This window comes from Actinocrinis sp. (genome assembly GCF_035938995.1).
Lineage (GTDB): Bacteria > Actinomycetota > Actinomycetes > Streptomycetales > Catenulisporaceae > DASZGI01.
Genome location: NZ_DASZGI010000150.1, coordinates 1 through 18,441 on the forward strand (window position 1 = coordinate 1; position 18,441 = coordinate 18,441).

The window sequence follows — 18,441 nt, forward strand, 5'->3', positions numbered from 1 at the left end:
CCGCCCTTGGCGGTCAGGGTGAAGACGGTGCCGCAGTACGCCTGGGTCGGGATGGTGGCGCCGATCTGGTAGCTGGTCTTGCCGCTCAGCGTCCAGGAGGCGGCGCGCTCGTCGATCTTCGCGCCGTTCCTCATGCCGTAGTAGTCCACCGTTACGGTGAACTGGCCGGTGCCGGATGCGTTGACCGACAGCACCATCGCGACCTGCTGCTGCGCGACGCTTCCGCCGAGCAGCGAAACCTGGAGCGCGGTCACGGTCGCGGTCCCGACCACCGGAGGGGCGGCTGGTGGGGCGGCGCTCGACGGCGGGGCGGCGGGCGCGCTGGTCGCGGCCTTCGCCGGGGTGCTCTTGGTGCCGGTGATCGAGGCGCCGGAGCGGGCCGGGGCGCTCTGCGTGGGCGCGTGGCCGGCGGCGGCGGTGCCCGCGACCGGGTGGCTCGGCGGCGCGGCTCCCGGATGCAGGCTGGTGATCGCCCACCAGCAGAGCGCGCCCACTACGCCGAGGATCCCGAGGGCCTGCACGACCATTCCGCCGGACGGCAGGAGGCGCCGATCCGAGCGCACGATCGGGTCGTCGTCCTCGTCGTCGAAGACCGTGGCAGGCGACCCGCCCCAGATGATCGGCGGCGTGAACGCGGACGGCGGGACTTGCCCGGGCGGGCGCGACCGCACGGGCATGGGCAGCAGCGGCGGCTCGAGGAGGTCCTCGACCGGCTGCTGCACGGGGATCGGCGGGGGCGGCGCGAGCAGGTTCGCGACGGCTTCCGCGTCGGGATTCGGGTACACCGGCTGCGGCGCGGCGGGCGCGGAAGCCGGGGTGAACTCGACGATCTGCGGATACAGCAGCTGCTGATGGCCCGGCGCCTGCCCGATCGCGGGAGGCAGGCCGGTGGGCGCGGCGGGCGGCTGCGGCTCGGCCGGGACCGGGGACCAGGACGGCGCCGCCGGGCGGCGGGGCACGGAGGGCGCGGGCGGGGCCGGGGGCGCGGAGCGGCCGGTCGGGGCGTCGAACTCGTATGCGGGCCGGCGGTGGCGCCCGGAGTTGGCCAGCGGGTCGATGATGGTCGTGGCCGGCACCGAGCCGAAGGCGGCCAGGACCCGGTTGCCGGTGGGCGGGAGGGTGAACGGCCCCTCGGACTCGTGCGGATGCGGGACGGCGGGGGCGTACCGGTCGAGGATGCGCGCGCCCGCCGAGGCTATCCGGGCCAGGTCGGCGGCCAGGTGCGCCTGGTGGTTCAGGGTCCAGTCGAGGTCGATGTCGTCCAGGACCGGCCGCCACCAGTCGAGCGCGAACCCGGCCTGCGCGAGCAGCGTCTGGACCTGGCCCTCCCACGGCGATTCGGCCTCGCCGCTCGACGCGGCCGCCAGCTGCGCGAGGCGCTCGGTCACCGCCGACAGCTGCTCAAGCGCCACGCGTGCGTCGGCATCGGTCCGGGGCAGCGCCCAGCGCAGACCGAGCAGGGCCTGGACGAGTACGTCGCGCGGATCGGACGGCCGCTCCGGACCCGGCAGACTCGATTCGAGGGTCACTCCGTTCTAGTACCCACGCTTCCTGACACGCAGTGCTATTGCGCGTGATGTTTTAGAGTTCTTGGTTGCTCATTAAACCAAGCCTGCGCGCCGTAGCGCATCAGCGAGCGCCGTATCTGTCGAACCCTTGCCACTTTCGGACCCGCCATCCTGGCGCGGGCGCCCGCCGCGTTGATCGCCGCGGCGCTGTCCGCCGTCCCGGCCGTCCCTTCCGCCCCGCTGACCCCGTCCGTCCTGCCCGCCGCGCTGCGGCTCGTCGTCCAGGCGGAGAGTCAGCGAGATGCGTTGGCGCGGGATGTCGACGTCGAGCACCTTGACCCGCACCACGTCGCCGGGCTTGACCACCTCGCGCGGGTCCTTCACGAAGGTGCGCGACATGGCCGAGACGTGGACCAGGCCGTCCTGGTGCACGCCGACGTCGACGAACGCGCCGAAGGCCGCGACATTGGTGACCACGCCCTCGAGCAGCATGCCGGGCTTGAGATCGGAGGGCTTTTCCACGCCCTCCTTGAACGTCGCGGTCTGGAAGGCGGGGCGCGGGTCGCGGCCCGGCTTCTCCAGCTCGCGCAGGATGTCGGTGACTGTCGGCAGGCCGAAGGTGTCGTCGACGTACTCGGCCGGCTTCAGCGCGCGCAGGGTGGCGGCGTTGCCGATCAGGGATTTGATCTCCTGCTTGGTGGAGGTCAGGATCCTGCGCACCACCGGGTAGGACTCGGGGTGCACGCTCGAGGCGTCCAGCGGGTCGTCACCGTCGCGGATGCGCAGGAAGCCCGCGCACTGCTCAAAGGCCTTGGGGCCGAGCCGGGCGACGTCCTTCAGGGCCCTGCGGGTGCGGAACGGGCCGTTCGTGTCGCGGTGGCCGACGATGTTCTCGGCCAGCGACTCGCCGATGCCCGACACGCGGGCGAGCAAAGGCACTGAAGCGGTGTTCACGTCCACGCCGACCGCGTTGACGCAATCTTCGACGACGGCGTCGAGCGAGCGGGACAGTTTGAATTCGGACAGGTCGTGCTGGTATTGGCCGACGCCGATCGACTTCGGGTCGATCTTCACCAGCTCGGCCAGCGGGTCCTGCAGGCGGCGGGCGATGGAGACCGCGCCGCGCAGCGAGACGTCGAGGTCGGGCAGCTCGCGCGCGGCGTAAGCGGAAGCGGAGTAGACCGAGGCGCCGGCCTCGGAGACCATCACCTTGGTCAGCTTGAGCTCGGGGTGCCGGGCGATCAGGTCGGCAGCGAGCTTGTCGGTCTCCCGGGAGGCGGTGCCGTTGCCGATCGCGACCAGATCCACCTTGTACGCGGCGGCGAGCTTGGCCAGCACGGCGATCGACTCGTCCCAGCGCTGCTGCGGCACGTGCGGGTAGATCGGGGTGGTGGCCACGACCTTTCCGGTGTCGTCGACGACCGCGACCTTCACGCCGGTGCGGAAGCCGGGATCCAGGCCCATCGTGGCGCGGGTTCCGGCGGGGGCGGCGAGCAGCAGGTCACGCAGGTTCGCGGCGAAGACGCGCACCGCCTCGTCCTCGGCGGCCTGCCACAGCCGCATGCGCAGGTCCACGCCGAGGCGCACCAGGACGCGGGTGCGCCAGGCCCAGCGGACGGTATCCAGCAGCCAGCGGTCAGCCGGGCGGCCGCGGTCGGCGATGTCGAAGCGCGCGGCGATACGCACCTCGTAGCCGGTGCGCACGGGCACGGCCAGAGCAGCAGCCGTGTCGGCCTCGTCCGCGGACGGCTCAGCGGCGGGCTCGGGGTCGAGGACGAGGTCGAGCACCTCCTCCTTCTCGCCGCGCAGCAGCGCGAGCACCCGGTGCGAGGGCAGGCTGGTGAACGGCTCGGCGAACTCGAAGTAATCGGAGAACTTCGCGCCCGCGTCCTGCTTGCCCTCGCGCACCGACGAGACGATCCGGCCGCGCTCCCACATCCGCTCGCGCAGCTCGCCGATCAGGTCGGCGTCCTCGGCGAAGCGCTCGACCAGGATCGCGCGGGCGCCGTCGAGGGCCGCCGCTTTGTCCGCGACTCCCTTGTCCGCGTCGACGTACCCGCTCGCCTCGGTCTGCGGGTCGAGGCCGGGGTCGGCCAGCAGCGCGCCGGCCAGCGGTTCGAGCCCGGCCTCTCGGGCGATCTGGGCCTTGGTGCGGCGCTTGGGCTTGAACGGCAGGTAGATGTCCTCGAGCCGGGCCTTGGAGTCGGCGGCGGCGATCTGGGCGGCGAGGGCGTCGTCGAGCTTGCCCTGGCCGCGGATCGACTCGAGGATCGCGGCGCGCCGCTCCTCCAGCTCGCGCAGGTAGCGCAGCCGCTCCTCAAGGTTGCGCAGCTGGGTGTCGTCCAGCGCCTCGGTGGCCTCCTTGCGGTACCGGGCGATGAAAGGCACTGTCGCGCCTCCGTCGAGCAGGTCCACCGCGGCGGTCACCTGGCGCTCGCGCACGCCGAGTTCCGCGGCGATGCGGCCGTTGATCGACACGGTATTTGGCAAAGAGTCTGCGTTCATCGGCACGGCATCGCATTGTGCCGGGCATTGCCCGCAGAACCAAGCAGGCGCTCGCGTACCCGCGCTGGACTGAGCGGATGCATCTAGCTACGGTCGGTATCCGGTTGGACTGGCACCGCCCGATGCCCCAAGATCTGATCCATGGGGAAGTTCGAGGTGCGACGCGTGAGGGCGGACGAGTGGCGCCAGGTCCGTGACATCAGGCTCGAGGCCCTCAAGGACACCCCGCACGGTTTCCGGGAATACTACGAGGACGCGCTGGCCAAGCCCGACGAAGTGTGGCGCGAGCGCACCTACACGAACGCGGACTCGGAGACCTCCGCGCTGTTCGTCGCCGTCGCTCGAGGCGGCCGGCTTGTGGGCACCACGGGTGTCTACGCGCCGGACGTCTCCGGCCGCGAGTACGTGGTTTTCAACGTGTACGTCACCGCGGAGTTCCGGGGCCGGGAGCTGGGCGTCGCGGGCAGGCTGTTCGACACCGCGATCTCCTGGGCGCGGCTGACCGGAGGCGCCGAGGTCATCAGCCTCGAAGTGCACAGCGCCAACGACCGGGCCCGCGCCTTCTACCGGCGGTACGGCTTCGCCGAGACCGGGGTGACCAAGCCCGCGGTGCTGCACAAGCCGGGCTCGATTGTCGTGATGAGGCATGACCGCACCCTCTGACCGGGCCGATTCGCCCGCGCGGATCCGCGAGCGGTTGCTCGAGCTGGCTCTCGGCTATCCCGGCGCGTGGGTGGATCACCCGTGGGGCGAGACCGTCGTCAAGGTCGACAAGAAGGTCTTCGTGTTCCTCGGCGTCGACGGCGAGGAGGACCGGGTCGGCTTCGGGGTCAAGCTGCACGCCTCACACGCCGAGGCGCTGGGGGTCGACGGGATCACGCAGATGGGTTACGGGCTCGGCCGTGCGGGGTGGGTCAACGTCCGGCTGACGAAGGCCGACGTCCCGCTCGGCGTGTACGAGGACTGGGTTGAGGAGAGCTACCGCGCGGTCGCGCTCAAGCGCCGGGTCGCAGAGCTGGAGCGCAGGACGCAAGCGGGTTGACGCCAGCATCCTCCCCGGTACCCCGTAGCAGGTGGCGGCGCCCTTACACTGGGGTTCCCGAGGCAGGGACCGGGACGGGTTGGGGAGGCGCCGTGGGCGATTCGCCGCTGATCGACAGCCTGCGCAAGGCAGTGGAAGCCGCGCCGCAGGACGTGCCGCTGCGCCTTCACCTGGCCGGACTCCTGCTCGACGCGGGATCCGTCGCGGAAGCCGTCAGCCACATCGGCACCGTCCTCGCGGCCGAGCCGACGTCCGCCGCCGCGCTCGATCTGATGCAGCGGGCGGTGGGCGCGCCGGCGTCTTCTCAGTCCTCGACGACCGCCCCGCCGATGCCGCCCCGGCCCGCCGCACCCGGCTGGGAGTCCGACGCGCCGTCCGACGACCCCACCGCGGACTCCGCGAACCGCTCGGAGGCCGATCTCGAGAGCGAGTTCGACTGGGACGCGGCCGCGCGCGACCTCGGCGACCTCGCCGCGCCGATGTTCCTGGACGGCGACGAGGAGCTGACCGAGCCCGCCTACGACCTTGAGCCCAGCACCATACGGCTGGCCGACGTGGGCGGGATGACGGAGGTGAAGAAGCGCCTCGATGCGGCGTTTCTCGCGCCGATGCGCAATCCGGAGCTCCGAAAGCTTTACGGGAAGTCGCTCAAGGGCGGCCTGCTGCTCTACGGTCCGCCCGGCTGCGGGAAGACCTTCCTTGCCAAGGCGATCGCCGGGGAGCTGGGCGCGAGCTTCTTCTCGGTGACCCTCGCGGACGTGCTGGACATGTACATCGGGCAGAGCGAGCGCAACCTCGGGGAGATCTTCGCCACCGCGCGCCGCAACGCCCCGTGCGTGCTCTTCCTCGACGAGATCGACGCGCTCGGCCAGCGTCGCAGCCAGCTGCGGTCCAACACGATGCGCGGCACGGTCAACCAGCTGCTCACCGAGCTGGACGGGGTGGGGGCGTCCAACGACGGAGTGTTCGTGCTGGCCGCGACGAACGCGCCGTGGGACGTGGACGTGGCGCTGCGCCGTCCCGGCCGGCTGGACCGCACCGTGCTGGTGCTGCCGCCGGACGCGGCCGCGCGCGAGGCGATCCTGCGCCACCACCTCAAGGACCGTCCGGTGTCGAAGATCGACCTGGCCGCGGCGGCGCGGCGCACCGACGGGTTCTCGGGCGCCGATCTCGCGCACGTGTGCGAGACCGCGGCCGAGCGGGCGCTGCTGGACTCGGCCGCGACCGGCGCCGTGCGCATGATCGAGATGCGGGACGTGGACGCGGCGATCGGCGAGGTCAAGCCGTCGATCGGGCCGTGGCTGGAATCCGCCCGCAACGTCGCGCTCTTCGCGAACGAAGGCGGCGCCTACGACGACCTGCTGGCGTACCTGAAGAAACGCAAGATCCTGTGACGGCGCCGGACGTGCGCGACGAGTTGGTCCGGGTCTCGGCGCTGGTCGACGTCGGCCGGGCCGGCGAGGCGCGCGAGCGGCTGGTCGCGCTGCTGGCCGAGGAGCCGACGAACGCGGGGGCGCTGCGGCTGCTGGCGCGCTGCCACAACATCCTGGGCGACCACAAGGAGGCGGTGCGCGTCGCCCGGGCCGCGGTGGCGTCCGAACCGGCGTCGGAGCACAGCCAGCGGATTCTGGCCAGCGCGCTGAACGCCGCGGGCGATCACTGGGCGGCGACGAGCGCGGCCCGCGAGGCGGTGCGGCTGGCGCCGGACGTGTGGATGTGCCACTGGCTGCTCGCCGACTGCCTGCGCCATTTCGATCCGAAGGCGGCGCTGGACTCGGTGGTGCGGGCGCGCACCCTGGCGCCGGACGAGGCGGACGTGCACGTCTTGTACGGGGTCATCGTCAAGCAGCTTGGCCGGACGGATGAGGCACGCCAGGCCTACCTGCACGCGCTCTCGATCAACCCGAACCAGGCGACCGCGCACAACAACCTGGCCGTCCTGGACCGTCTTGAGCGCAAGTGGATGCGCGCGCTCGCCGGCTTCCGCACCTCGCTGCGGCACAACCCGCAGCAGAAGCTGGCAAAGGACAACCTGACGGCCACGATCGTGGTGCTGCTCAAGCGATTCTGCGCGGCGACGTACCTGTGCGCCGTAGGAGTCCTGATCGCGGCGGCCGGAACGAACAGCGCGGGGCTGCGGCTCATTGGCATCGCGACGCTCGCGACGCTGTTGCTCCTGCTCGCACTGCTCTTGGCACTCACCCGCCGCAGCGTGGGCCACTTCGTGGGCACGGTGCTGCGAAAGGATCGGCGGGCGGTCAACACCCTGATCGCGACGGCGATACCGCTGGCGTTCATCGCCCTGGGCGGGATAGCGCAGGTGATTCCGCTGCATCGGATGGACACGGCGCTCGGCCACTCGCGGCTCCAGGGCAGCAGCGTCGTGCCCATGATCGGCCTCGGTCTGCTGGCCGCCACGCGCGGCCGCGCCAGCCGCCGCCGCGACAAATAGACGCCGTAGCTCTCCTACAACGGCCGAGCCGGACGCCGCACTCCCTGCCCCCTTCTTACGCCTGCCACGCCCCCCGCCACCTTTCCCCTCGCCGCCTTCTCACGCCTGCCCACACTCCCCTGCTGTCTTTCCCCTCCCCTCGCCGCACCCCGCCGCCCTCTCACGCCTGCCACACTCCCCCGCCGCCTTACGCCTCCCTCGCCGTACTCCCCGCCGCCTTGCCCCTCCCTCGCCACGCTTCCCGCCGCCTCGTCTTTACGCTGCCAGGCTCCCCACCATCGCTCTTTGCTAGCGTGACACGCGTGATCAACACCGCTTCCGGCCCTCGCCGCATCGGCGCGATCTTCGACCGTGCACGCCCACCGGAGGATCTGGCCGGATTCGCCCGCGCCCTCGAAGACCTAGGCGCCGACGATCTGTGGGTCGTCGAAGACTTGCGCTGGGCTGGCGCCGTAACCTCGGCCGCCACCGCGCTAGCCGCGACCGACCGACTGCGTGTGGGGATCGGCATCTGCCCGGCGCCGCTGCGAAATCCGGCATTGCTGGCCATGGAGGTCGGCACGCTCGCCCGGATCCATCCTGGACGTCTGGTCGCCGGGGTCGGCCACGGCGCCACCGCGTGGATGCGGGAGGTCGGCGCGCTGGTGCCGAATCGGCTCGACCTGCTCGCGGAGACCGTCACCGCCGTGCGGCAGGTGGTGCGCGGGCATGAGGTCACGGTCGACGGCCAGGCGATCCACCTCGAGCGGATGCGACTGGTGCATCCGCCCTCCGTCCCACCGCCGGTGATCGTCGGCGTCATCGGTCCGCGGTCGCTCGAGCTATCCGGACGCGTTGCCGACGGCACGCTCGTGGTCGAGGGGCGTGGACCGGACGACCTGCCGGGTATTCGTGCGCTGATCGAGCGGGGCCGCGCCACGCGTGACCAGTCCGAAGACCGTCCAGGCTCGCACGAGTTGCTCGTGTTCACCCATCTGGCCCTTGACGACGATCCTGACGCCGTGTCAGCCGCGCTCGCACCGATCCTGGATGAGTACAGCGAGTTCCTCGGAGTGCCGCTGCAGGACGTATTCACCGTGTCCGGCGATAAGACACAGGTCGCGCAGCGCACGCGAGCGCTTTGGAACGCGGGAGCGGACAGCGTCATTCTGCGGCCAGTTGGCGAAGACCCGCTCGGCCAGGTGACCAGGGCGCTAGAAGCACTTCGGCAGGGCTGACCGCTCCGGCCCCGTAGGTGAGCGGTTCGTAGGGACTTCGATCCGGCGGGGTCGGGCCCGTTAACACCCGACCCCGCCAAAGCCGAGCCCAGGAGCTCTCGACCCGCCACGGTGGGCCAGTTAATGTGCGGCCGTCGCGCGGGGAGCTCGGCAGCGCCCGCCTCTCGGCGCGGGGCCCGTTAATGCTTCCTTCCAGAGCGTCGCGGTGATGTCAATACACGAAGCGATAGTCGACCTGGTCACCGACTGGGCGGTACCCGAGCCGGTGATAAAGCGCGTTGCTGGTCGGGTTGGCCAGGTCGGTGAAGAGGAGGACTTCTCGGACCCCGGCGTCCAGCGCGGCCTGGCTCACGGACGCCGTGACCGCGCCGGCGAAGCCCCGTCCGCGCAACGGCTTCGGGGTGTAGACGGGCGCGACGCGCACGGTGCCCTCGATGGGCCGGGTCACCCCCGCCATCGACACCGCTTGCCCGTCGGCCTCCCAGACCGTCAGGCCGCCGTATTCGATCCGGTTGTCCACGATCCGCTCGGAATCCGCGTGGAGTTCCCCTACCTCCTCGGCGAATACCCGCTGCCACGCGACCAGCAGGTCCCGGTCCGCACGCCCGGCGACTCGGGCGCGGCCGACCGGGCCGGGTTCCGGAGCCGCCAGCGTTTCGAGGCGGTGCAGACGCGTGCGCATCTGGATCGCCGCGGTGGCGCCGGTCAGCTCGCACCACTGCACGGTGAACGCCTCGGCCGCCTGGACCGGGCCGGCGACTCCGGTGACCTCCGCCTGTCCGCCGCGGTTTCGGCCATGATCACGCGCGAGCGCCTCCGCCAGTTCCCGGGCCGCGCGATCCGCAGCCGCGGACAACCGCACGGGATGCGGCGGGGTCTGCAGGAAGACGGCCTCGACCCGACCGCTCTCGCCTGCGTACCAGCCGAAGTGGGGCGGCCGGGCGCTGTAGGCGTCGAGTCCGCGCCGCCCGAGCACGGCCATGATCGAAACGAACAAGGTGTTCTCGACAGGGTCGGCGTTCACGAACGCGGTGGCCGACGCCTCGAAGGCGCCCGGATCGCGGGTCAGATGCCAGGGCATACGCAATCTTGACACCCTCGTCGCGGGGACGCGGCAGTTTTTGGCCGCGCCGCAGTGTGCGGACACGCCGAAGCGGTGGTGCCCCAGACCGTGGAGGGTCCGGGGCACCACCGCGCCGCGTGGGCGGCCTGGTCACGCTGTACGGGCGGAACCAGTTCGACCCGCGCACGCCCGTCTCAGGTCTCGACGGGTCGCGCTATACGTGAGTCGCGTTATACGTGAAGGGCTATGCCGCGCTGCCCTCGGCCTTCAGTTCGATCCCTGCGCCGCGCGCCTGAAGCTCCAAAAGCGCCGCGAAGTCCGCGTCGCGGTAGCCCGAGGTCACCGCCTCCTGAATGCGCTGATACGCGGCGGAGGCCACCTGCATCGGCGCCTCCACCACGCGGGCCGCGGCGAGTCCGAGGTCGAAGTCCTTGCGCAGCAGCTCCGTGGTGAACGTCGGGGTGAAGTCCAGGGAGAGCATCGCAGGGGTCTTGTACCTGGTGAAGTCCGAGCCGAGCACCGAGCCGTTGACGAACTCCATCAGCGCCTCACGGGTCACCCCGTACTTCTGGCCGAGCACGGCGACCTCGGCCAGCGTCTGGGAAATCACTCCGAGCAGCATGTTGTGGCACAGCTTCACCACCCGCGCCGAGTCGCCCTCGCCCACGTACGTGACCGAGCGGCCCAGGATCTCCAGGATCGGCCTGGCCTGCTGGTAAGCCTCCTGCGGCCCGGACACGCAGAACGACGCCGTACCGCCGGTCACCGCGCTCGCGTTTCCGCTGACCGGGGCGGCCAGGACCGCGGTGTCGGTCTTGCCCGCCAGTTCCCGCAGCGCGCGGGCGGCCGGGGCGTCGACGGTCGAGCAGTCGATCACGGTGCGCGGCCCGACCTCAGCGCCGAACAGCGCGTTGGCGACCGACACCAGGCTCGCCGGGGTGTCGACCGTGATGAACACGGTGCGGCACTCCACCAGGTCGGCCGGACCGTCCACCACGACTGCACCGAGGTGCGCCAACTCCTCGGCCTTCACCCGGGTCCGGTTGCACACGGCAACCTTCTGACCCGCTGCCAGCAACCGGGCCACCATCGCAGAACCCATGCGGCCGGTACCTATCCAGCCGACGTTCGCGACAGCCATCTGATCCCCCCTAGTGTCATCTAACACGTCGTCCATCTCTCGGCTATTCCAGTCGATCCGGGCAGGCGTGCCACGCCGTACCCGGGAGCGGCCGCCCCACGTCAGGGCCGGCGGTGCAAGAGTGCGCCCGCCCCGATCCACCGCACGATCCGGCCCCCGCGGTCACGCCGAGGTCGGCAGCGGCCGGGCCCGAGCGGGCGTCGTCTTCCACCAGGAGCACCGTACGCCGCGCGGAGAGTTACCGCGACACGCCGTAGAAAGCGGCGGCACGTCGCGGTGGGCGAGTGGGTGGTATTCGCGCACGTATAGGCGCGTACGAGGGCGGACGGGAGCGGGATCGGACGGGTTGATTTCGAGTGGCGCTCGATCGAGCGCCGCGAAAACGGGCACAGCGTGAGATTGCGCACAGATGCTGATTCAGCAGCGCAGACGGTCCGGCGGGAGGCGGTGTAAACCACGGTATGATGATCGTTATCATGCAGAAGCTTCACCGCAGTGTGCCCCGGAAGGGCATCACCCTTGCCCTGGCCGCCGCCCTCGTCGGCGCCGGGTCCGCCGCGTGCTCCTCGTCGTCGGCCGCTTCATCCTCCCCCGGAAGCGCTGAGCTGACGCCGGTGACCCTCGCGCTCGACTGGACCCCGAACACCAACCACACCGGGATCTTCGCCGCCGAGCAGCTTGGCTATTTCAAGGCCGAGGGCATCGATCTGAAGATCATTCCTTATGGCGCCACTGCCCCGGAGACCCTGGTCTCCACGCACAAGGCCGACTTCGGCATCTCCTACCAGGACGGGCTCACCGAGGCGGCGGCGACCGGCGGTGACATCGTCTCCATATACGCGGTGACGCAGAAGACCGACGTGGTCATCGGGGTGCGCGCGGACAGCGGGATCACCTCCCCGAAGCAGCTCGACGGCAAGACCTACGCCGGGTACGGCTCGCCGCTCGAGACGCCGATGCTCACCTACGTGATCAAGCAGGCCGGCGGCACCGGCACCTTCAGGAACGTCACCCTCAACACCGACGCCTATCAGGCGCTGTACGCGGGCCAGGCCGACTTCGCCCTCCCCGAGCCCACCTGGGAAGTCATCCAGGCGAAGCTGGTCGGCAAGCCGCTGCGGACCTTCGAGCTGTCGGACTACGGCTTCCCGGCGATCTACTCGGTCCTGATCGCCTCGTCCCGCCAGTACCTGAATGCGCACGGCGACCTCGCCAGGAAGTTCCTCGACGCGGTACAGAAGGGCTACCAGTACGCCGCAGCGCACCCGGCCGACGCCGCCAACCTGCTGATCCAGGCGAACGAGTCGGTGCTCGGCGCACAGAAGGAGCTGGTCGACCAGAGCGCCGCGCTCGAGGCCTCCGCCTACTATAAGGACGCGAATGGAAAGATCGGCGTCCAGAGCGCGGCCCGCTGGACGGCGCTGACCGACTTCCTCTACCGGAACGGGATCCTCACCGACGCGGCGGGCAAGGCGCTGGCCCGGGAGCCGGACCCGTCGACCCTGTACACGAACGCGTACCTGCCGGCGTCCTGACGGAGCGTCGGCTTAAGACCAGGCGGCGGGCACGATGAGCGCGGGACGATTGCTGCGGACCCTGTGGCCGCCGTTGCTGCTGGCCGCCGTCCTGCTCGGCGGCTGGCAGCTGGTCGGCCGGTTCGCGATCGACAACCCGCAGGTGCTGCCGACGCCGTCCGACGTGGCCTCGGCCGGCTGGGACCAGAAGGCGGCGCTGTGGCAGAACGCGCTGCCCACGCTTCGGGAGACCGCGGCCGGCTTCGGGCTCTCCTTCGCCGTCTCGTGGATCATCGCCACCGCGATGGACTTCTCCGCCGCGGCCCGGCGGGCGGTGTACCCGCTGCTGGTGGCCTCTCAGACCATCCCGGTGATCGCGGTCGCGCCGCTGTTCGTGGTGATCTTCGGCTTCACGCTGCTGCCCAAGATGCTGCTGGTCGCGCTGGCCACCTTCTTCCCGCTGACCGCGTCGCTGGCGGAGGGCTTCGCCGCCGCTGACGGCGAGGCGGCCCGGCTGCTGCGGTCGATGGGGGCGAGCCGGTGGCAGGCGTTCCGGAAGGTGCGGGTGCCGGGCGCGCTGCCGTTCTTCTTCACCGGTCTGCGCGTGTCGATCACCTACGCGATCGGCGGCGCGATCTTCGCCGAGTACGCGGGGGCGGAGGACGGTCTCGGCATCTACATGAAGCAGATGCAGGACGTGTTCCGCACCGACCTCGTCTTCGCCACGATCCTGGTGATCGCGGTGCTCAGCGTCCTGCTGTTCGCGTCGACGTACCTGCTGGAGCGGCTCGTGACGCCGTGGCGTAGGTATGAGCGGGCTGACTCGTCCGGCGATGGCGGCCGGGGGCGGGGGTGGGGGCGGCGATGAGCGAATACCAGCTCGAGGTCAGCGGCCTGATCCAGGAGTTCCCGCGGCCGGACGGCGCGGCGCTGCGCGTGCTGGACGGCCTGGATCTGCGCGTGCGGCCGGGCGAGTTCACCGCGGTGATCGGGCCGAGCGGCAGCGGCAAGTCGACCCTGTTCAACATCGTCGCCGGGCTGGACCGGCCGATCGCCGGCGAAGTGCGCGTCGACGGCCGGATCGCCACCGGGTACAGCGCTCAGGTCGCTTACATGCCGCAGAAGGACCTGCTGTTCCCGTGGCGCACGGTCGAGGCCAACGCGGCGCTGGGTCTGGAGGTCCAAGGCGTGCCGAAGCGTGAAGCGCGTGCCAGGGTTCGACCGCTGTTCGGCGAGTTCGGGCTCGAAGGGTTCGAGCGCTCATATCCGGCGCAGCTGTCCGGCGGCATGCGCCAGCGCGCGGCGCTCCTGCGCACAGTCGCGATGGGGCGCCCGGTCCTGCTGCTGGACGAGCCGTTCGGCGCCCTCGATTCGCTGACCCGGACTCAGATGCAGCTGTGGCTCGCGGAGACTTGGCAGCGGCACGGTTGGACGATCGTGCTGGTGACGCACGACGTCCGGGAGGCAGTGCTGCTGGCGGACAGCGTGCACGTGCTCTCCCCGCGCCCGGCCCGCGTCGTCGCCCGCTTCGACGCGGACCTGCCGCGCCCGCGCACCGCGGCGACCTTTCAGCTCCCTGAATTCGCCCGGCTGGAGCAGGCGGTACTGAACGCTCTGGGCCTCAAGGATCATGCGTCGCGCATCCTTCGCATGCCTGACACCTCCTCGGATCGGACGGAAACGTGACGGGCGCGCCCTCGGCAGAAATCGACAGGCGGGTCAAAACGACCGGTCATGGTACGCAGACGCAGTCGGCTGGAAGCGAGGGGGCCTGATGTCGTCCCATCTCGTCCACGGAATGGGCACCGAGTGGGTCGCCCCCGACTGGCCGCCGCTCACCGCACGCGAGGCCGACCAGCTGCTGGGCCGGTTCGCCCGGCTCGGCGGAGCCGGACGCGTGCTGTGGCGCTCGCCGCGGCCGCTGTCCGCCGCCGGGCTGATCGAGTCGGCGCGCGGGGAGCGCGTCTTCGTCAAACGGCACCACGTCTCGGTCCGCTCGGCCGCGGGGCTGCTGGAGGAGCACGGCTTCCTCGCGCACCTGGCCGCGCGCGGCGCCCCGGTCGTGACGGTCCTCGCGGACGACGGCGGCGACACGGCGATCTCCATGGGGCCGTGGACGTACGAAGTCCACACGGTCGGGCGCGGACGGGACCTGTATCGCGACGCGATCTCCTGGTCGCCGTTCACCAGTCTCGGGCATGCGCGGTCGGCCGGGCGGGCGCTGGCCGAGCTGCATGAGGCCGCGCAGGGCTATGACGCGCTGCGGCGTGCGCCGCAGCCGCTCCTCGGGGGCTTCACCGTGTTCGCGGCCGACGAGCCGCTCGCCGCGCTGGAGGCGTACGCGGCCGAGCGCCCGCAGGTGGCCGCGGAATTGGCGCGCCGGCCGTGGCGGGCCGACCTCGAACGCTGGCATCTGCCGTTTCACAACCGCCTGCACCCCCACCTCGAGCACCTGGATCCGCTGTGGACGCACAACGACCTGCACGCCTCGAACCTGATGTGGGAGCGCGGCGCCGTCTCCACCGTCTTCGACTTCGGCCTGGCGGACCGGGCCTTCGCGGTCCACGACCTCGCCGTCGCGATCGAGCGCAACGCGGTGGAGTGGGTGGAGCTCGACGCGAAGGGCGCGGACGCGGTGCACGAGGACGTAGCACTGGCCCTGGTCGAGGGCTACACACAGGTCACAAAGCTCACTGACGCTGAGCACGCCGCCCTGCCCGACCTGCTCCCTCTCTGCCACGTCGACTACTCACTCAGCGAGATCGATTACTTCCGCTCCGTGACCGCCTCGGCCGACAACACCGACCTGGCATACCGCTATCTCGTGGACCACACCGCCTGGTTCGCCGGCCCGCTGGGCAGCCGGCTGTTGGATCGCTTACGCACCTCTGAGCAGCACCGATCCGGTCGACCAGGCAGCTCCACAGCAGCATCGGGTAGGCGGGATTGAACGGGCGACGGTTGCCTCACGTGCGTCAGGGAACAAACGTCCGGCACCGATAGATCACAAAGCTGAAGAGAATGTGAGACCAGGGATTCCGCAGAGATACTTTGCGATGCAAAAATACTGCGCGGTAACCGTCCATCACCCGCGAGTCACGACACCGTCCCGCGGCACCGGCCGGCACCCGGCTACCGAAAGGCGTGCCTTGTGAGCGATCTCAAACCGCCCTCCCTGGCGGCGCGGGAGGTCCGCACGGCCGCCGCCGAGGCGGTGCGCGACGGGCCCGGGGTGCTGCTGGTCGGACCGGCTGGGATCGGCAAGTCGCACCTGATGGGCGAACTGCTGGAGGGCGCGCCCGCGGCAGGCGTGCGGGTGCTGCGCTGCTCGCCGGTCGAGGCGGAGCTGCCGCTGCCCTTCATGTGCCTGATCGATCTGCTCGAACCGGTGACCGACGACGAGATCGGGCGGCTGCCGGTCGGCCTGTGCGAAGCGCTGCGGGCGGCGCTGCTGCGCGGGGACGGCGACGGCGCTGATCCCGGGGCGGACGGCAGCGCGGGCGGGCGCGTCCACTTGGCCGTGTTGACGCTTCTGCGGACCCTCACCACGCGCACGCCGGTGTGGATCGTGGTCGACGATCTGCAGTGGGTGGACCAGCCGACGGCACAGATCCTCGGTTTCGTCGCGCGCCGCGCGGCCGGGCTGCGCATGCGATTCCTCGCCACCGAGCGGGTGTCCGCTGGAGGGTCGTCCCTGCACGCGGAACTGCTGCCGATCGGTACAGCGGAGCTCGTCGTGCCGCCGATGACCGCCGGCGATCTCGCGGCCATGCTGGAGCACCGGGCCGGGGCGGCGGTCGCCCCGGCGACCGCGCGGGAGATCCACCGCATCGCGCAGGGCAATCCGCTTTATGCCTTGGAACTGCTGCGCGCGCTCCCCATCGACGGACGGCCGCAGTCCGCGGCCGAGGGCGTGCCGGGCTTCGGCGGCTCCGGGCTCGCCGTTCCCGGACTGTTGCGCAGTCTGCTGCTCAACCGGCTGCGCACGCTGCCGGACGACGTCCGCGACACCCTCGCGCTCGCCAGCGCGGCCGCGCGTCCCGACCTCACCCTGCTGGCGACGGCGGGCGGCGAGGAGGCGACGACGCACCTGGAGACGGCCGAGAAGCTGGGCGTGATCCGGATCGGCGCGGACGGGCAGGTCGTGTTCGACCATCCGCTGGTGCGCGCCGCAGTGTACTCGGAGGCGACCGGGCGGGCCCGGCGCGAGGCACACCGGCGGTTGGCGCAGACCGCGACCGAGCCGGTCGAGCGGGCCCGGCACTTGGCGCTGGCCAATCCGGCGCAGGGCGAAGAGGTCGCGGCGATGCTCATCGACGCGGCCCGGTCCTCCCGGCGGCGCGGCGCCCCGGCGACGGCGGCGGAGCTGGCCGGCCTCGCGGTGGCGCGCACCCCGGCCGACGCCGTACGGGAGAGGCTGCGGCGCCAATTGATCGCTGCCCAGTACGCGGCCGACGCGGGGCACTGGGACGACGCACGGCGCGACGCGGCGGCGGTGCTCGGCCAGGAGACGGACCCGGCGACCCGGGTGCACGCCCGGTTCGTGCTGCTCACCTGTGCCGGGCAGGCGGTCGAGAGAGAGGGGCAGCTGGTCGAGGACGGCCTCGCGGACGCCCGCGCGAGCGGGGACCCGATGCTTGAGGCGCGTATGCACTCGTGGGCGTCTGGGCGGCATGTGCTGGCCGGACGCATCGCGGAGGCGACGGCCGAAACGGTGCTGGCCGCGCGGCTCGCGGAACGTTCGGGAGATGTGGCGACCCGGGTGGAGGCGCTGACCGACCTGGCCTATCTCCAGCGGATCGGCGGGGATCCGCAGGCCGAGGCGACGCTCGCCGACGCGCTCGAGACGGCGGCGCGCGGAGGGATGGACGACATCCGCCTCTGGGAGGCGCTCTACACGCAGGCGATCTTCAACCTGCACGACAACCGGCTCGCCCTGGCCGAGGAGCAGATCCTGGCGATGCTCGCGCGGTTCGGCGACCTCGTCGGGGTGGAGGACCTGCTGCGGGTGCAGATCCCGCTGACCGACATCCGGGTGCGGGCGGGCGACTGCGCCGGGGCGCTGCAGGCGGCGCGGCGGGCGATGGAGCTGCACGAGGATCTGGACAGCTCGGCGGCGGGCCCGGCGGCGTACGCGATGGCGGCGGCCGAGTCGTACGGCGGGTCGCTGGAGCAGGCGCGCACCCTGGCCGAGGAGGGCGTGCGGTTCGCCGAGCAGGACGGCGACGAGTTCTGGAAGATCTGGAACCTGACCGTGCTCGGACGGGTGCACCTGCTCAGCGACGACCCGGCGCGCGCGGCCGCCGTGCTGCGGGAGGTGCGCCGGCTCGAGAGCGCGATGGGGATCGTGGACCCGGCGGTCGGCCGCTGGCACGCGGATCTGGCGGAGGCGCTGGTCGGCGAGGGCGCGCTGGACGAGGCCCAGGAGCTGATCGAGTCGGTGTCCGAGACCGCGCGCCGACTCGGCAGAACGGGCATCGTGGCGACGATGGATCGCGCGGCGGCGCTGCGGCACCTGGCGTTGGGCGAGTTGTCCGAGGCGGCGACGCTCCTGACGTCATCGGAGGCCGAGCTTAGGAGCGAAGGGCTGCCTTTGGAACTGGCCCGCACGCTGGCCGCGCTCGCGGACGTGGAGCGGAGAAGGCGTAGGCAGGCCGCAGCACGACGGGCCTCGCAGGAGGCGACCCAGCTGTGCGAAGAGGCGGGCGCGGCAGCCTGGCTGGGAAGGATCGAAAGCCGTACGCGCGGCGGAGCGGAGCCGCGCGGCCGCAGCGACTCGGCGCAGACGCTCACCCCGTCGGAGCTGCGAATCGCCACCCTGGCAGCAGACGGCGCGACAAACAGGGAGATCGCGGCGGCCTGCTACCTGAGCGTGAAGACGGTCGAGGCGTCGCTCTCGCGCGTCTACCGCAAGCTGTCGGTGCGCTCGCGTACCGAACTCGCCAAGACGATGCCGGAGTGGGTCGGGCGCCGCGACTCCTGAACCGGCGTCAGACGTC

Annotated in this window: 13 protein-coding genes and 1 pseudogene; 10 read left to right on the forward strand and 4 right to left on the reverse strand. The window is 71.4% G+C overall.

Going from position 1 to position 18,441, the window contains the following annotated elements; genetic code table 11:
- Both VGZ32_RS10555 and VGZ32_RS10560 read right to left on the reverse strand, forming a co-directional pair.
- A pseudogene (locus tag VGZ32_RS10555) lies at positions 1–1,529 on the reverse strand (hypothetical protein); the annotation flags it as partial.
- Between the two features lie 72 nt (positions 1,530–1,601).
- Positions 1,602–4,013 (reverse strand): Tex family protein, encoded by a 2,412-nt coding sequence (locus VGZ32_RS10560; protein ID WP_326885745.1) that lies wholly within the window; start codon positions 4,011–4,013, stop codon positions 1,602–1,604.
- A gap of 141 nt (positions 4,014–4,154) precedes the next feature.
- Between VGZ32_RS10560 and VGZ32_RS10565 the strand changes: the two genes are divergently transcribed.
- The 5 genes from VGZ32_RS10565 to VGZ32_RS10585 all read left to right on the forward strand — a co-directional run bounded on the left by VGZ32_RS10565 (position 4,155) and on the right by VGZ32_RS10585 (position 8,724).
- Positions 4,155–4,676, forward strand: a complete 522-nt coding sequence (locus VGZ32_RS10565) for a GNAT family N-acetyltransferase (RefSeq protein WP_326885746.1) — start codon at positions 4,155–4,157, stop codon at positions 4,674–4,676.
- A complete protein-coding gene (locus tag VGZ32_RS10570) occupies positions 4,660–5,055 on the forward strand; it encodes an MmcQ/YjbR family DNA-binding protein (RefSeq protein ID WP_326885747.1) in 396 nt (131 codons plus the stop codon). The genes VGZ32_RS10565 and VGZ32_RS10570 overlap by 17 nt, the downstream gene beginning before the upstream one ends.
- Before the next feature lie 92 nt (positions 5,056–5,147).
- A complete protein-coding gene (locus VGZ32_RS10575) occupies positions 5,148–6,449 on the forward strand; it encodes an ATP-binding protein (RefSeq protein ID WP_326885748.1) in 1,302 nt (433 codons plus the stop codon).
- Complete coding sequence (locus tag VGZ32_RS10580; protein ID WP_326885749.1) at positions 6,446–7,507, forward strand: tetratricopeptide repeat protein; 1,062 nt, start codon at positions 6,446–6,448, stop codon at positions 7,505–7,507. The genes VGZ32_RS10575 and VGZ32_RS10580 overlap by 4 nt, the downstream gene beginning before the upstream one ends.
- A gap of 302 nt (positions 7,508–7,809) precedes the next feature.
- Positions 7,810–8,724, forward strand: coding sequence for an LLM class flavin-dependent oxidoreductase (locus VGZ32_RS10585; RefSeq protein ID WP_326885750.1), 915 nt, complete (start codon positions 7,810–7,812; stop codon positions 8,722–8,724).
- A gap of 211 nt (positions 8,725–8,935) precedes the next feature.
- Here VGZ32_RS10585 and VGZ32_RS10590 read toward each other — a convergent pair whose 3' ends face one another.
- Together VGZ32_RS10590 and VGZ32_RS10595 are read right to left on the reverse strand one after the other, a co-directional pair.
- Positions 8,936–9,805, reverse strand: a complete 870-nt coding sequence (locus VGZ32_RS10590; protein WP_326885751.1) for a GNAT family N-acetyltransferase — start codon at positions 9,803–9,805, stop codon at positions 8,936–8,938.
- A 226-nt stretch (positions 9,806–10,031) separates the two neighbouring features.
- Complete coding sequence (locus VGZ32_RS10595) at positions 10,032–10,928, reverse strand: NAD(P)-dependent oxidoreductase (RefSeq protein ID WP_326885752.1); 897 nt, start codon at positions 10,926–10,928, stop codon at positions 10,032–10,034.
- Positions 10,929–11,404: 476 nt separating this feature from the next.
- On the opposite strand from VGZ32_RS10595, the gene VGZ32_RS10600 reads away from it, so the two are divergent.
- The 5 genes from VGZ32_RS10600 (at position 11,405) to VGZ32_RS10620 (ending at position 18,425) form a co-directional block, all read left to right on the forward strand.
- Positions 11,405–12,463, forward strand: coding sequence for an ABC transporter substrate-binding protein (locus VGZ32_RS10600; RefSeq protein WP_326885753.1), 1,059 nt, complete (start codon positions 11,405–11,407; stop codon positions 12,461–12,463).
- Between the two features lie 34 nt (positions 12,464–12,497).
- On the forward strand, positions 12,498–13,310 hold the full coding sequence (locus tag VGZ32_RS10605; RefSeq protein WP_326885754.1) for an ABC transporter permease: 813 nt from the start codon (positions 12,498–12,500) through the stop codon (positions 13,308–13,310).
- A complete protein-coding gene (locus VGZ32_RS10610) occupies positions 13,307–14,128 on the forward strand; it encodes an ABC transporter ATP-binding protein (protein WP_326885756.1) in 822 nt (273 codons plus the stop codon). The genes VGZ32_RS10605 and VGZ32_RS10610 overlap by 4 nt, the downstream gene beginning before the upstream one ends.
- A gap of 88 nt (positions 14,129–14,216) precedes the next feature.
- On the forward strand, positions 14,217–15,392 hold the full coding sequence (locus VGZ32_RS10615) for a phosphotransferase enzyme family protein (RefSeq protein WP_326885757.1): 1,176 nt from the start codon (positions 14,217–14,219) through the stop codon (positions 15,390–15,392).
- A 201-nt stretch (positions 15,393–15,593) separates the two neighbouring features.
- On the forward strand, positions 15,594–18,425 hold the full coding sequence (locus tag VGZ32_RS10620; protein ID WP_326885758.1) for an ATP-binding protein: 2,832 nt from the start codon (positions 15,594–15,596) through the stop codon (positions 18,423–18,425).
- The last annotated feature ends 16 nt before the right edge of the window (positions 18,426–18,441 follow it).

Bases quoted from the DNA above. Each gene is read 5' to 3' on its own strand.
- VGZ32_RS10560 (WP_326885745.1), bottom strand. From the start codon at position 4,013: ATGAACGCAGACTCTTTGCCAAATACCGTGTCGATCAACGGCCGCATC.
- VGZ32_RS10565 (WP_326885746.1), top strand. From the start codon at position 4,155: ATGGGGAAGTTCGAGGTGCGACGCGTGAGGGCGGACGAGTGGCGCCAG.
- VGZ32_RS10570 (WP_326885747.1), top strand. From the start codon at position 4,660: ATGACCGCACCCTCTGACCGGGCCGATTCGCCCGCGCGGATCCGCGAG.
- VGZ32_RS10590 (WP_326885751.1), bottom strand. From the start codon at position 9,805: ATGCCCTGGCATCTGACCCGCGATCCGGGCGCCTTCGAGGCGTCGGCC.
- VGZ32_RS10595 (WP_326885752.1), bottom strand. From the start codon at position 10,928: ATGGCTGTCGCGAACGTCGGCTGGATAGGTACCGGCCGCATGGGTTCT.
- VGZ32_RS10600 (WP_326885753.1), top strand. From the start codon at position 11,405: ATGCAGAAGCTTCACCGCAGTGTGCCCCGGAAGGGCATCACCCTTGCC.
- VGZ32_RS10605 (WP_326885754.1), top strand. From the start codon at position 12,498: ATGAGCGCGGGACGATTGCTGCGGACCCTGTGGCCGCCGTTGCTGCTG.
- VGZ32_RS10610 (WP_326885756.1), top strand. From the start codon at position 13,307: ATGAGCGAATACCAGCTCGAGGTCAGCGGCCTGATCCAGGAGTTCCCG.
- VGZ32_RS10615 (WP_326885757.1), top strand. From the start codon at position 14,217: ATGTCGTCCCATCTCGTCCACGGAATGGGCACCGAGTGGGTCGCCCCC.